This window comes from Novosphingobium sp., assembly GCF_036820275.1.
Taxonomy (GTDB): domain Bacteria; phylum Pseudomonadota; class Alphaproteobacteria; order Sphingomonadales; family Sphingomonadaceae; genus Novosphingobium.
Genome location: NZ_DAISLT010000007.1, coordinates 67,066 through 81,390, shown reverse-complemented (window position 1 = coordinate 81,390; position 14,325 = coordinate 67,066). Strand labels below are relative to the sequence as shown.

Here is a 14,325-nt window from a genome sequence, read left to right as displayed (position 1 = left end):
GTTGCCAAAGTGCGACGGGCCGCTTTTGCATGGGTCCCCACAGCGACGAACTGCCTGTAGGAGTCCTCGCCATGACGGGGAAGCACAACCAACCGCATAAAGCCCAGCGACTTGCGCGCATCGGCTTTGCTCTTGCCACCGCTGCCATGCTGGTAGCTCCGGCCTCCTCGGCGATCGCCGAGTCGAAGCTGGCGCCCGCAAAGGCCGAGGCACCCGCGCCCGCCGCGATCATCGCCGCGCCCGCAACTACCACGCCCGTCGCCGCCCTGCCCCAGTCGCTCGACCAGGACGCGCAGGAATTCGAAAACATCAAGGGCGGCACCGCCAGCTTCTACGGCCACTCGCTCCGGGGAGCCCGCACCGCCAGCGGCGAGCGCTTCAACCCGGACGACCTCACCGCCGCCCATCCCTCGCTGCCCTTCGGCACCAAGCTGCGCGTCACCAACGCGCTGACCGGCGATTCCGTCATGGTCCGCGTCAACGACCGCGGCCCGTTCCACTCCAACCGCGTGATCGACCTCTCCGAGGCCGCCGCGAAGGAAATCGGCATCGCCCGCATGGGCTCCGGCAAAGTCGAACTCGCCGTCCTCACCGAAGACGAATAACCCGCGCAAATCTCTGAAAAGAGAAGGCCGACGCGGTAACGGAGGGGGTGGGGGAAGCACCGCGCCGACCTTCACCCATGATAACATCGCACCCCGCATCGGGTTCCCGGCCGCGCCTCGCTTGACACGCTTTACACGGTCCTGAGCGTAAAAAACGTCCTCTCTCCACTTTGGCCCTCTCCACTCCGGCCCACCCGCCAGCGACTTGAACTCCATCGGCGGCGCGCCCTCCTCGGCCAGCACCGCATCGACCGCCCCCTCCGCACGGCGACGCCAGCCATCCCAATCCCCCGCCGCCGCCTCGCGCCAGACCACTACGTAGGGGTCGGGCTCATCCTCCGGCCCTGCCTCGCCCGCCTCCACGGCCTCCTCCCAGGCCAGGTCGGCCTCGCGCTGGAGCAAAGCCCCCGCCTTCTCGGCATAGACCTCCCGCGCCGGAGGCAAAGTCGCCCGACCCGCCGAAACCGCCAACAACGCCTCCGGCCCCTCGCCCGCGACCACCGCCAGCACTTCGTCGAACCGCTCCGCCAACTCGCCGACCGTTTCCCCACCGCCCGGCGCGGACTCCACCGCCCGGTCGAGCCGCGCCAGATGGGCCAGGAGCAGCCGCGCGTCATAACGCCGCCGCACCGCCACCTGCTCGCCGTGGTAGAAGACCGGCTCCTCCACCCCATCGAGCGCCCGCGTCGCCAACACTTCCTCGACATGCCGCCGCGCCAGACCCAGCGCCGCGTCCCACCCCCGCGCAAAGGCCGTGTCGCGCCGCCGCAGCAGGTAAGCCGACTGCCGCGACATCCCCACCCGCGAGGCCGCCGCCCGCACGTCGCCCTTCTCGGCGAGCTGATGCAGAAACCGAACCTTCCGCGCCGGAGACCACCCCGTTTCCTGAGGGGGACCATCCGCAGGATGGTGGAGGGACGCCCGCGCAGTATCCGGGTCGGAAGTATCGAAGTCGGAAGAAAGAGAAATGCGAGGGCCATCGCCCTCGCGCTCCCCGACCTTTTCCGCCGCGCCCCGCCGCCCCGAAGCGCCCTCCCCGAGAGCGTCGATCAACGAGTCATCGCGAGCCGAAGCGGCTTGGCCATCCCCGTCATCCCAGCGAAAGCTGGGACCGCCCTCAGCCGAGCGCCGAGTTCGCGGAAAGGACTCCCCCGGCAACCCGATATCCCGAGAAGCCGGAATCCACCCCCGCCCGGCAGCGGTAGGATACGAAGAGTTCGATTGGTCGGACATGGTTCACCCCCACAATTGGAGCCAAAGCCCCGACGCTTCCGCGCCGGGGTGAACCAGATCATTTATCGCATGTGGGGAGCTGTAGGAAAGTGCCGCGAGGGACACTTAGGATATATCAAAACACAAAAATCCTTTCACGACAATGCACGCGCCACCGCTCTATGTACGTGATAGTCGCCAGCGCCATATGGACGCCTATTCCCTCTGTGAAATTGATGAATAATCCGCTGACCACTGGCATCGCGATACGTAACGTAGAAAACACCAACAATATAAAGTAACTTTATAAATTCATTCACGTCATACGAAACGCCTTGCGTTTTCATATGCGAAAACGCATCCTTAAGATGCTCAATCAATATTTTTTTATTAAACCTTACACTTCCATCCAGATCATGATTAGCCACAACTTGAAGAGCTTCCTCTACAATAGGCAAACTTGATTTCGGGACAAAAGCAGCCAACGCAGCCTTTTGATCTTGCCAAGCGGCCTGACTATACCGCCTAATAATATTTCCGAATTCCTTCGGAGACCTCAAACTACCAGAATTTGGATACGATGACGATGCCGCTTTAAAATACCTTACGATATCCCTAGGCTTCCCCCATGTATATTCCAAAAATCGAGTTATATTCTTTTCAGGTATATAGCGAAAGAATATCTCCTCGCGAGTCAACAAATCTCCTACGTTTACCTGCAATCGCTTAAGAATTAAATCGAACATTGGATGCGACCGATCAAATGGCGCACTTTCCTAACTTAACTCAAGGCCATAAGATTCTATAGTATGAGCAACGTCTGCTACCGCAATCTCTTGATGCTCAAGAAATTCGGAGCGAATTGATATATATATTAAACTATCTAGTTCATCTTCAATAAGACGCTCGTTTATTTCACGGACCGCCAAGATAGTATCTCGAACGAGAGATGCATCGGCGCTCAACCCATCTGTATCACGATATGCGAAATGCATTTCATCGAGAAAAATTCTTGCCTTAACTTGGAACTTTTTAAACTGAGAAAAAGCAAATTTCTGAAATGCATCGTTACTTCTTTTTATAGCCTTACCAGCATCTACAGAAACCACACCCTTCGTCAATTTAGAGACATCAACATGAAGCGCCTCTATGCTCCCGACGACTGAATCCGTAACCAACGCCGCCATTTGACCAACAGAACTATTCTTTAGCTCCGAATATAAATTCTTAAACCAACCAATTTCTTCTGGGACATCATCTATTTCAACACAATGAGAAAGTAGAAACGTTAGCAGTAAACGCTTCATCGCGTGATAATAGAATTTAGTTTCCTGTATTTTATCTTCATCAACCACTACGCTGGCAGAAAAACTTGCCGCCAATTGAGCGAGTTGCGCCTCTTCGACAATTTCTTTGCGGAAAATAATAAATGTAGACTGATAATCACTGGGAAGATTGGCGTGAAGATGACGCAAAAGTGCAGTTTTTCCGGTCCCCTTTTGCCCAAAAAGAATGAATTTCTGACCGGAGATCAGCTTATCGTTCGCAACGCCTTCCCAATCGAAAAAAGCCTTCTGATACATCGGCTTGCTTTTCGACCTTTGCGCAAGAAAATACTCTGCATTGGCGTCTGGCTCTCCGACTTCAATCTCTTTTAAAGGCAGCACACGTGCACCTGAAGATACCAGGTCCCGGTTCTCAGAAATGGGTCTACGCCTTTTCCGTCTCCGCGAATTTGGCTTTTTTGCTCGCTTTCGACGCCGCCCTTATTCAAAGTAACCCCCCAAAAAATCGATCAATCATAAATATATAAAGCGCAACTAACCGCGAAACAATCCCGACGATGAAAAGCTAGGCGCTGGGGGACCCACGCCTTCCTGCGATGCCTTCAAACTCATAATCGGCGGTAGGGTCACTTCGCCCAGCTTGAAAGCAACGGCTTGAGATAGTGCCCGGTGAAGGACTTCTTCACCTTCACGATATCCTCCGGCGTGCCTTCCGCGATCACCTGACCACCGCGCACGCCGCCCTCGGGCCCCATGTCGATGATCCAGTCGGCGGTCTTGATGACGTCGAGGTTGTGCTCGATCACCACCACCGAATTGCCCTGCTCGACAAGGCGGTGGAGCACTTCCAGCAGCTTGCGCACGTCCTCGAAGTGGAGGCCGGTGGTCGGTTCGTCGAGGATGTAGAGCGTCTGCCCGGTGGAGCGGCGGGCGAGTTCCTTGGCGAGCTTCACGCGCTGCGCCTCGCCGCCGGACAGCGTGGTCGCCTGCTGGCCGACCTTGACGTAGCCGAGGCCCACTTCGTTCAGCATGTGCATCTTGTCGCGGATCGGCGGCACGGCCTTGAAGAACTCTTCCGCGTCCTCGATCGTCATGTCGAGCACGTCGGCGATGGAGTGACCCTTGAACTTCACTTCCAGCGTTTCGCGGTTGTAGCGCTTGCCGTGGCATTCCTCGCAGGTGACGTAGACGTCGGGCAGGAAGTGCATCTCGATCTTGATGAGGCCGTCGCCCTGGCACGCCTCGCAGCGGCCGCCCTTGACGTTGAAGCTGAAGCGCCCGGCCTTGTAGCCGCGCGCCTCGGATTCCGGCAGGCCGGCGAACCAGTCGCGGATCTGGGTGAAGGCGCCGGTGTAGGTTGCGGGGTTGGAGCGCGGGGTGCGGCCGATCGGGGACTGGTCGATCTCGATCACCTTGTCGCAGTTTTCGAGGCCGGTGATCTTGTCATGCGCCCCGGCGACGACGCGCGCGCCGTTGAGCTGGCGCGCGGCGCCCGCTTGCAGGGTATCGATGGTGAGCGAGCTTTTGCCCGAGCCGGAGACGCCGGTGACGCAGCAGAAGGTGCCGAGCGGGAATTCCGCCGTGACGTTCCGCAGGTTGTTGGCGCGGGCGTTCTCGACCACGATCTTCTTGCCGTTGCCCTTGCGGCGCTCCGTCGGCACCTCGATCTTGCGGGTGCCGTTGAGGTAGGCGGCGGTGAGGCTGTTTTTGGCTTTCAGCACCTGCTTCAGCGTGCCTTCGGCCACGACTTCGCCGCCATGGACACCGGCGCCGGGTCCGAGGTCGACGATGTGGTCGGCGGTGCGGATCGCATCCTCGTCATGCTCGACGACGATCACGGTATTGCCGAGGTCGCGCAGGCGCTTGAGCGTTTCCAGCAGCATGTCGTTATCGCGCTGGTGGAGGCCGATCGAGGGTTCGTCGAGCACGTAGAGCACGCCCGAGAGGCCCGAGCCGATCTGGCTGGCCAGACGGATGCGCTGGCTCTCGCCGCCCGAGAGGGTGCCGCTGGTGCGGTCGAGATTGAGGTAGTCCAGCCCGACGTTGTTGAGGAAGCCGAGGCGCTCGTTGATTTCCTTGAGGATGGCCTTGGCGATCTGCTGCTGCTGGCTGGTCAGCTTGCCCTCAAGCTCCCCGAACCACGCAAAGCCGTCCGACACCGAGAGGCGCGCGGCATCGGCGATGTCGCTGCCCGCGATCTTCACCGAGAGCGCCTCGGGCTTGAGGCGCTTGCCCTCGCAGGTTTCGCAGGGTTGTGCGGTCTGGAACTTGGACAGTTCTTCGCGCATCCAGGCGCTGTCGGTCTGGATCATGCGGCGGTTGAGGTTGCCGATCACGCCCTCGAACGGTTTGTTGACCGTGTATTCCTTCTTGCCGTCCTTGAACGTCAGCGGCACGGCCTTGCCGCCGGTGCCGTAGAGTATTACGATCTTCACCTCGGTCTGCAGCGCGTCCCACGGCGTGGTGAGATCGAACCCGAAGTGCTCGGCCAGGCTGGAGAGCACCTGCATGTAGTAAGGCGAAGGCGGGTTGGACTTGGCCCAGGGCACGATGGCGCCCTGCTTGAGGCTGAGATGCTCGTTCGGGACCACCAGTTGCGGGTCGAACAGCAGCTTCTCGCCCAGGCCGTCGCAAGCCGGGCAGGCGCCCTGCGGCGCGTTGAACGAGAACAGGCGCGGCTCGATCTCCTCGATCGTGAAGCCGCTGACCGGGCAGGCGAACTTCTCCGAGAAGACGATGCGGTTCGGCGGCAGGCCAGCGCCCTTGAGGTTCTTCTTGCCTTTTCCTTCGCCCTCACGGCCGGGAACGACGCCGTCGGCAAGGTCGATATAGGCCAGCCCCTCGGCCAGCTTCAGCGCCTGTTCGAAGCTGTCGGCAAGACGGGTCTGGATGCCGTCCTTCACCGCGATGCGGTCCACCACGACTTCGATGTCGTGCTTGTACTTCTTGTCGAGCGCGGGGGCGTCCTCGATGGCGTAGAGTTCGCCGTCGATCCGCACGCGGGTATAGCCCGCCTTCTGCCACTCGGCGAGTTCCTTGCGGTATTCGCCCTTACGGCCGCGCACCACCGGCGCGAGCAGATAGGCGCGAGTGCCTTCGGGCAGCTCCATCACCCGGTCGACCATGTTGGAGACGGTCTGCGCCTCGATCGGGAGCCCCGTGGCCGGAGAATAGGGAATGCCCACGCGCGCCCAGAGCAGGCGCATGTAGTCCCAGATCTCCGTCACTGTCGCCACCGTGGAACGCGGATTGCGGCTCGTGGTCTTCTGCTCGATCGAGATCGCGGGGCTGAGGCCGTCGATATGCTCGACGTCCGGCTTCTGCATCATCTCCAGGAACTGGCGCGCATAGGCGGAGAGGCTCTCCACATAACGGCGCTGGCCCTCGGCATAGATCGTGTCGAACGCGAGGCTCGATTTCCCCGAGCCGGACAGCCCGGTGATAACGATCAGCTTCTCGCGCGGAAGCTCGATGTCGAAGCCCTTGAGATTATGCTCGCGCGCACCGCGCACCGTGATGTGGGAGAGACTCATGGAGGTGACGTGTTCCAGATTTGTTCGCAAAGCGCAAGCCGCCGCGACAGGCGTGTTGCCGCTGCGAAAGTCAGGCCCCCATGTGGGATCGGAGCAAGGAATTGCAACGCCGTGACCAGCCGAACGCGACGGGAAGTCGTCCGTCGGTCGATCACTGTCGTTCGACGATACAACCGCAAGGATGACTTGAATTCTGCACGCTTCTGCGCAATACAGAAACTGCCCGGAAATAATACCGACTCACCTTTTGCCGGATGTCGATCTTACAAATTCAAGTAATGATCTAGACATTTTTCGAAAGCCAAGGCGTGATCGCGGGGGCACTTCAAAAGTCTATACATGATCACGAAGTCGCAGAAAGCCCCACAGCGCAATCGTTGTTTGGGAACGACTTTCCTCATCCAAAGCGGTCGCTTTGCAGTTCGTTTGCCACGAGCCGTGGGGGCTCGTGCCGGGAGAGCTGCGCTCTTGCAACGGGAGAATGCAGATGACCAGGATTCACAACACTTTCGCCGCCTTCGGCATGATCGCCATGGCTGCCACGGGATTGTCGAGCCCAGCTCTTGCCGACGTCATCGTCAAGGACGGCTCGCTCCGTGACGTGCCGCACCGCGAAGTACGCTACGGCGACCTCAATCTCGACACGCAAGCAGGACTCGACACGCTGAACATGCGGCTGGAAGTCGCCGTTCGCGCGGTTTGCCCGATGCAGAGCAACCATCTCGACGAGCTCGCCTGGACCCACGATTGCCGTGAAGCGTCGCGGGACCGCGCCTTCGCCGCCCGCGACGACATGCTCGCCACCCGCCTGGCAGCAAAGGCCAATCCGGAGCGGCTGGCCGTCGCCGCGCCGACTTCGCTGGCCATCGTCGCCCTTCGCGGCAAGTAACCGTCTACCCCTGGAAAGGCCGCCGACCCTGCACAGGATCGACGGCCTTTTCGCGGCCACTGCCGCTCGGGTTCCCGCATTCGCCTCAAGCGCCGCGCGCCTCATCGCACCGCTGAACGGTCCGTCGCATCCGCAATTGCTTCCGCCTCGTGGCTCCGTCAGGAAATAGAGAAATACATCGGGCCAGAATCCTTCATGGACGGCCGGAATCCTTCAGGGACGGAAAGACTAGACATATGAAAGCTGGGCGCATCCTGCTTGCACTGGGCACTCTGGCGCTGTCGGCGCAGGCCTTTTCGGGCACGGCGCGGGCCGACGATCCGAACGATCGCATGACCCCCGAAGATATCGCCCGCGATGCTGCGATCATCCGCAAGCTCAACCGCGACCAGCTCGAATACGTCCGCAAGCGCGACGCGCAGTACGCCGCCGGTTGGAAGGCCTACGATCGCGCCAACGACCGAGCCGAAGCAGCCGATTACGGCGACTCCCGCGACGATGAGAGCGATTACCAGGCCAGCCGCCGCGATTATGCCGACCAGTCGCGGGCCTATGCCCAGGCCCGCCGCGACTACGAGACCGACCTTGCGCAGTGGCGCCGCGACGTGGCAGCCTGCCGCGCGGGAGATTACGCGCGCTGCGAATGATGGCCTGACGTTGTTGATCCGGACCTGAGGAGACGAGCGATGAAGCCGAAGTTCACTGTCTCGGGCCGGATTGCCAGACCCGTTCCCGAAGTCTTCGAGGCGGTCGCCGCGCCCGCTATTCTGTCCGAATACTTCACCACCGGCGGTGCCAAAGGACGTCTGGAGACCGGCGCCGTCGTCACCTGGGACTTCCACGACTTCCCCGGCGCGTTCCCGGTTCATGTGGTGGAGGCCGTGAAGGACCGGCACATCCTGCTGCGCTGGGGCGGCGATAAGGAGGCCGTCCTTCCCGATGAGGAAGGCGAGCACCGGACGCTGGTCACGCTGGCCTTCGAGACGCTCGATGACGGCCGCACGCTCGTGCAGATCACCGAGGAAGGCTGGGCCGACACGCCCGAGGGCCTGAAGGCCTCGTACAGCAATTGCGAAGGCTGGACGGGGATGCTCGCCGCGATGAAAGTCTGGCTCGAGCACGGCGTCAAGCTGCGTCAGGGCTTCTACAAATAGTCGAGGGGCTACCTGCTCAGAGCGCGCTTGCCTCCCCTGCCCTGCGGCCTAAAAGCGCTGGTCATGAAGACAAAGCTCCTCCTCGCGCCCGTCGCCGCGCTGCTCGCCACTGTTTGCCACCCTGCCATCGCCCGGGAGGCCATCGACGCTGATCGCATGGTCGCCGATGTGAAGACGCTCTCGTCCGACACTTTCGAGGGACGCGCGCCGGGCACCGTGGGCGAGGAGCGCACCATCGGCTATCTGATCGCGCGGTTCCAGGACATCGGCCTCCAGCCCGCCGGGCCGGACGGCCAGTGGGTGCAGAAGGTGCCGCTGCTGCATACCACGCTCGGCGCCCCGAAGACGCTTGCCTTCGCCGGTCCCAAGGGGGCGATGCCGGTGGCGGTCGGCAAGGACGTCTACGTCTCGACCCTGCGCCCGGACGATACCGCGCGCATTGCAGGCGCTCCGGTGGTCTTCGTCGGCTACGGCGTGAACGCTCCCGAGCGCGGCTGGGACGACTTCAAGGGCATGGACCTCAAGGGCAAGCTCGTGGTGTTCCTCATCAACGACCCCGACTTCTACGCGAAGAAGGGCGAGCCTGCGGCAGGCAAGTTCGGCGGCCGGACGATGACCTACTATGGCCGCTGGACCTACAAGTTCGAGGAAGCCGCGCGGCAGGGCGCGGTGGGCGCGCTGATCGTGCATGACACGGCGGGTGCGGGCTACGGCTGGAACGTCGTCACCAGCCCCGGCGGCGAGAACTACGACATCGTCCGCAGCAAGGACAAGCTCACCAGCCTGGCGCTGCAGGGCTGGCTCTCCGCCGATGCGTCTACCCGGCTGTTCGCCTCGGCCGGGCTGGATCTTGCCAAGCTCTCGACCGCTGCGCGCCGTCCGGACTTCAAGCCGGTGGAACTGAAGGGCGTGACTTTCGATGCCGAGGTTCCGGTGAACCACGAGGAAGTCATGAGCCACAACGTGCTGGCGCAGATTCCCGGCACCACCCGCAAGGACGAAGTGGTGATGTTCGGCGCCCACTGGGACGCCTACGGCAAGGGCGCGCCCGATGCACAGGGCCGCATCTACCGCGCTGGCGCCAATGACGACGGCATCGGCATCGCCGGTATTCTCGACATCGCCCGCGTCATGAAGAGCGAACCGGCGCCGCAGCGCACGGTGGTCTTCGCGGCGTGGACAGCGGAAGAGCGCGGGCTGCTCGGTTCGGAGTTCTATGCCGCCAACCCGGTGTTCCCGATGGAAAAGACCGTCGCCAACCTCACCATCGACGTGCTCCAGACTGCGGGCGCCGCGAACGACGTGACGGTGATCGGCAAGGGTCAGGACACGCTGGAGGACGACATGGCGCGCGTCGCCGCGACGCAGGGCCGCCGCGTGACGGTCGAAAGCCTGCCCGAGCGCGGGCTGTTCTACCGCGCCGACCACTTCTCCTTCGCCAAGCGCGGCGTGCCGGTGATGCTGATGATGGGCCTTGCCGGGGCTGCCGACCTCAAGGACGGCGGCGTCAAGGCGGGTCAGGCGTGGATCGATGCCTATACCGGCCAATGCTACCACCAGGCCTGCGACGCGTGGTCGCCCGACTGGAAGATGGAAGGCGCCGTACAGGACGTCGAACTGATCCGCACCATCGGTGAGGAACTTGCAGGTTCGGCCAAGTGGCCGCAGTGGAAGCCGGGTTCCGAGTTCAAGGCCGTGCGCGACACGTCGGACGCGGTGCGGAAGTAACCACCGGGTTCCCCACACCTCACCTCACGCATTTGGTCACACGCCTCGCCCCTACACTTCGTCATTGCGAGCGTAGCGAAGCAATCCAGGGCCGCGCAGAGCCGCTCTGGATTGCCGCGTCGGCTTCGCCTCCTCGCAATGACGAAGGCGAGTTCGGTCGGATGGTGTAGGCTCGGCTCACCGGGTTGCGGGGCTGCCTTCAAATCCAGTGAATGAGCAGTTCGGCGGCGGCGTGGAGCACCACGGCGCCGCCGATCAGCCATCCGGCCCATCTCACCGCCCGCGCCGTGGCGTCGTCGCGGGGCGGCGGTGACGGCGCCTCCATCCGCGCCGAGGCCGCGCGCAGGAAGCGCGGCGCTTCCTCGGCCACGCGCGAGAGTTCGAGCAGCGCCGTCTCCAGCTTGTCCGGCGCGGCAAGGCGCTGCAGCCGCGAGGCGACCAGCTTGCCGCGCATCCGCCCCAAGGCCTCCGACAGGTCGAAGTCCGGCGCGATCCCGGAGAGCACGCCGTCCATCGTCACCATCGCCTTGAAGATCAGAACGAGATCGGGCGGCAGCACCAGCCCCTCTTGCCTGAGCAGCGGGAAGAAATCCGCGACCATCGCGTTCAGCACCAGCGCCCCGGTGCCGTGCCGCGCGACGAGGCGCTCGGAGGCGCGCAGCAGCTTTTCGCGCGGGACTTCGCCGCTTTCAGACCATGTCGCCAGCATGTCCGCCACGCCGCCAGGGTCGCCGCTGCGCAGCGCGAGGATGAAAGTCAGGAACTCATGCTGGCGGCGCGGGCTGACGAAGCCGACCGACCCAAGATCAAGCAAGGCCAGCCCGTCCCCCGCAACGCACAGCAGGTTGCCGGGATGCGGGTCCGCATGGAAGCGGCCGTTGACCAGCACCATCTCCAGCACCAGTTCCGCGCCGAGCGAGGCGATGCGCGAGGGGTCGATACCGGCGGCCTTCAGTACCACCGGATCGCGCGGTGGGATGCCTTCCACGTAGTCCATGACCAGCACCTGCTCGCCGGTCCATTCCCAGTGGATGCGCGGCACCGAGACCCGCTCCAGCGAAGCGAGATCGGCGCGCAGCAGGTCGGCATTGCGGCCCTCATTGGTGAAATCGAGTTCGTCCAGGATCTCGCGGCCGAGCTGCTCGATCATCGCGGCGGGCTTCATCCGGCGCACGGCCACGCTGCGGGCCTCGGCCAGCGCGGCGAGGTGGCGCATGAGCCGCAGGTCCGCCTCCATCCGCGCGCGAATGCCGGGGCGGCGGATCTTCACCACGACTTCGGTGCCGTCCTGCAAGCGCGCGCGGTGGACTTGCGCGATCGAGGCGGCGGCCAGCGGTTCGGTATCGAAATGCGCGAAGATAGTCTCCGGCGGACCACCGAGCGCGGCCTCCACTTCGCCGCGAAGGTCCTCGAAGGGAATGCGCGGGGCATCGCTCTGGAGTTGTTCGAAAGCGGCGATCCACGGATCGGTCAGCAAGTCGCGCCGGGTGGCGAGGATCTGGCCGAGCTTCACATACGTCGGCCCGAGCGCTTCCAGCGCCCGCCGCGTGCGGCTGGGCAGATCGCGCGGTTCGGCGCCCTGCTCGGCCTCGCCTTCGCCCAGCCCGAGACGCACCGCCAGCGAGTCCAGCCCGAACCGGGCGATCACCGCCGAGACTTCGGCCATCCGCCCCCGGTCGCGCGCGGCCACGGCTATCGACTTGAACATGCATGACTCCTTCGACCCTGCACAACCTGCCCCGGCACTGCGCGGTTCCCCCCAGAAGGGATGGGCACCGGCATGGACAGCCTGCCGTCCCCAAGGCTAGGACCCGCGCATGAGCGGCAGTTTAACGGGGGCGTTCAGGCCCGCATTCGCAATCGTCCTCTGCGCGGCACTCGCGGCCTGCGGCGGCGGCACGAAGTTCCGGCCCGTCAGCGACACTCCGGTCCGCGTCGGCGCGCCCTACAAGGTGCGCGGCACGACCTACACGCCCGCCAGCCAGCCGGGCTACGACGTGCTGGGCTATGCGACGTGGTACGGGGGCGAATCCGGCAACCAGGTCGCCAACGGCGAGCGCTTCCGCCCCAGCTGGCTGACCGCCGCGCACAAGACCCTGCCGCTACCGAGCTATGTCGAAGTCACTTCGCTCGATACCGGCCGCCGCATCCTGGTGCGCATCAACGATCGCGGACCGTTCGGGGAAAGCGCGCGGATCATCGACCTCTCGCGCGGCGCCGCCGAAGCGCTGGGCGTGCGCGGCAAGGGCAAGGCGGCGGTGCGGGTGCGCGTGGTCGAGCCTGCCGAAAAGGACCGCGCCGCCTTGCGCAAGGGCAAGGCGGCGAAGGAACTGGCGCCGGTATCGGGCGCGACTTTGGCGAACCTCCAGTCTCAATTCGAGACCGGTGTGGGGACGCGGTAGTTCTTCAGGCATTCTTGTGTAAGCCGGGGGTGCCCCTCCACCACCCTTCGGGTGGTCCCCCTCCCCGGCGGGGGAGGATCAGGCGGCTTCGAGGTCGGCGTAGGCTTCGGCTTCCTTGCCGATCAGGATATCGGCGAGGAACCAGTAAGCCTCGCCCCAGGCGGCAAGCACTTCGTCGGTGGCCGCTTCTTCGCCCAGAACTTCACGGATCGCGGGAAGCAGGGCTTCGGCGACCAGCGGATAGTGCTCGGCCTTCACGCCGGTATCGACATGGCGCTGCACCATGCGCGCGACCGCGCCGGTCAGGTTCTGGAGCTTGTCCACGTTCTGCGCATAGCCGAGGATCGCGGCGGCGAGACGGCGCGGCTGCTCGCCCGAATCCTGCGCGGCCTGGTCGAACATGGCGCGCACGTCCTCGTTCTGGAACAGCCTTGCATACATGCGCGTGGTAATTTCCACGCCCTGTTGCTGGAGCGCGGGCGCGGTCGCCTTGATGATGGCGATAGTCTGTTCGCTGAGCGGAGCGGCCATGTCGATTCGTCCTCTTAAAAGATGCAAACTGGATGCATCTATACGCCGATCCAAAAAGATGTAAATAGATAGCATCATTTCCGCCGGAGACCTGCCTTGCGCCTCACCGCGCACACCGACTACGCCTTGCGCATCCTGCTCCACGCCGCCGTCGAACCCGCGCGGCTGTTCTCGATCGCCCAGGTGGCGGAAGCCCATGCGATCTCGCGCAACCATGCGATGAAAGTGGTAAACCTGCTCGGCAATGCGGGCCTGCTGGAAACGGTGCGCGGGCGGAACGGCGGCTTTCGCCTCGGCCGCCCGGCCGGCGCGATCACGCTGGGCGAAGTCGTGCGGCTGACCGAACCCAACATGAGCCCCGCCGATTGCGGCAACTGCCTGCTCCAGGGCGCCTGCGGGCTGACCGCCCTGCTGCGCAAGGCGATGGGCGCCTTCCTGTCGGAACTGGACGCGCATACGCTGGCCGATGCGGCGAACGGCACCCGACTGCCCTTCCCGCTCGGCCTGCCTTCATAACACCACGCCGGGAACTTTCCCTTCCCTTGCGCGTTTCTCCTCCAAAGAGGAGAGCCTGAAATGAATATCGGAGCCGAAATTCCGTTTCGCCGCAGCCGTTTCGCGCGCAAGACGGGATCGCTGATCATGGACCGCAAGCGCGAGGAAAATCGCCGCGACCACGAGGACGGCACCGATCCCATGCTCGTCTGGACCAACGGTCGCTTCAGAACCAGCTGACCGAACGCGATCCCCTGTCGGCCGATTCCCCTGTTGGACCGACCGGACGGCGCGCCGGAGCGTAACTTGATTGCGCTCCGGCGCGTATTCGTATGCGCTAAGAAATGTCGTATACGTCATTTGCGCAAGGTCCTTCCAGACACCTGACCCGCGCTTGCAAGCCCCGGTTTTCTGCGCTTCAACCCCGCTCTTCGATTACCTCGGCACCCGTCCGCAATGCCACAGGGAGGCGCTGCGGATATTCTTTCGG

13 protein-coding genes are annotated in these 14,325 nt (G+C 63.4%); 8 read left to right on the top strand and 5 right to left on the bottom strand.

The window, feature by feature from the left end:
* Positions 1–71: 71 nt before the first annotated feature.
* Positions 72–605, top strand: coding sequence for a septal ring lytic transglycosylase RlpA family protein (locus V7066_RS07855; protein ID WP_334182510.1), 534 nt, complete (start codon positions 72–74; stop codon positions 603–605).
* Positions 606–1,972: 1,367 nt separating this feature from the next.
* Here V7066_RS07855 and V7066_RS07850 read toward each other — a convergent pair.
* From V7066_RS07850 to uvrA, 3 genes are all read right to left on the bottom strand, one after another.
* Entirely contained in the window at positions 1,973–2,515 is a 543-nt protein-coding gene (locus V7066_RS07850) for a hypothetical protein (protein WP_334182509.1), read from the bottom strand.
* Positions 2,516–2,593: 78 nt separating this feature from the next.
* Positions 2,594–3,484: a hypothetical protein gene (locus V7066_RS07845; protein WP_334182508.1), complete on the bottom strand. Its 891-nt coding sequence runs from the start codon at positions 3,482–3,484 to the stop codon at positions 2,594–2,596.
* A 245-nt stretch (positions 3,485–3,729) separates the two neighbouring features.
* Positions 3,730–6,636 carry an excinuclease ABC subunit UvrA gene (uvrA, locus tag V7066_RS07840; protein WP_334182507.1) on the bottom strand — a complete coding sequence of 969 codons (2,907 nt, stop codon included), beginning with the start codon at positions 6,634–6,636 and terminating at the stop codon, positions 3,730–3,732.
* Positions 6,637–7,123: 487 nt separating this feature from the next.
* Between uvrA and V7066_RS07835 the strand changes: the two genes are divergently transcribed.
* From V7066_RS07835 to V7066_RS07820, 4 genes are all read left to right on the top strand, one after another.
* On the top strand, positions 7,124–7,525 hold the full coding sequence (locus V7066_RS07835; protein WP_334182506.1) for a UrcA family protein: 402 nt from the start codon (positions 7,124–7,126) through the stop codon (positions 7,523–7,525).
* A 236-nt stretch (positions 7,526–7,761) separates the two neighbouring features.
* A complete protein-coding gene (locus tag V7066_RS07830; RefSeq protein WP_334182505.1) occupies positions 7,762–8,172 on the top strand; it encodes a hypothetical protein in 411 nt (136 codons plus the stop codon).
* Between the two features lie 39 nt (positions 8,173–8,211).
* Positions 8,212–8,679, top strand: a complete 468-nt coding sequence (locus V7066_RS07825) for an SRPBCC domain-containing protein (protein WP_334182504.1) — start codon at positions 8,212–8,214, stop codon at positions 8,677–8,679.
* A gap of 63 nt (positions 8,680–8,742) precedes the next feature.
* Complete coding sequence (locus tag V7066_RS07820) at positions 8,743–10,407, top strand: M28 family metallopeptidase (RefSeq protein WP_334182503.1); 1,665 nt, start codon at positions 8,743–8,745, stop codon at positions 10,405–10,407.
* Positions 10,408–10,606: 199 nt separating this feature from the next.
* Here V7066_RS07820 and V7066_RS07815 read toward each other — a convergent pair whose 3' ends face one another.
* Positions 10,607–12,115, bottom strand: coding sequence for an ABC1 kinase family protein (locus V7066_RS07815; RefSeq protein ID WP_334182502.1), 1,509 nt, complete (start codon positions 12,113–12,115; stop codon positions 10,607–10,609).
* Positions 12,116–12,224: 109 nt separating this feature from the next.
* Between V7066_RS07815 and V7066_RS07810 the strand changes: the two genes are divergently transcribed.
* Positions 12,225–12,809, top strand: coding sequence for a septal ring lytic transglycosylase RlpA family protein (locus V7066_RS07810; protein ID WP_334182501.1), 585 nt, complete (start codon positions 12,225–12,227; stop codon positions 12,807–12,809).
* Positions 12,810–12,887: 78 nt separating this feature from the next.
* On the opposite strand, the gene V7066_RS07805 is transcribed toward V7066_RS07810, so the two are convergent.
* Positions 12,888–13,340 (bottom strand): globin domain-containing protein, encoded by a 453-nt coding sequence (locus V7066_RS07805; RefSeq protein ID WP_334182500.1) that lies wholly within the window; start codon positions 13,338–13,340, stop codon positions 12,888–12,890.
* A gap of 96 nt (positions 13,341–13,436) precedes the next feature.
* Here V7066_RS07805 and V7066_RS07800 point away from each other — a divergent pair, with 96 nt between their 5' ends.
* Both V7066_RS07800 and V7066_RS07795 read left to right on the top strand, forming a co-directional pair.
* Positions 13,437–13,856 carry an Rrf2 family transcriptional regulator gene (locus V7066_RS07800; RefSeq protein ID WP_334182499.1) on the top strand — a complete coding sequence of 140 codons (420 nt, stop codon included), beginning with the start codon at positions 13,437–13,439 and terminating at the stop codon, positions 13,854–13,856.
* 60 nt (positions 13,857–13,916) lie between these two features.
* Entirely contained in the window at positions 13,917–14,075 is a 159-nt protein-coding gene (locus V7066_RS07795) for a hypothetical protein (protein ID WP_334182498.1), read from the top strand.
* Positions 14,076–14,325 lie beyond the last annotated feature (250 nt).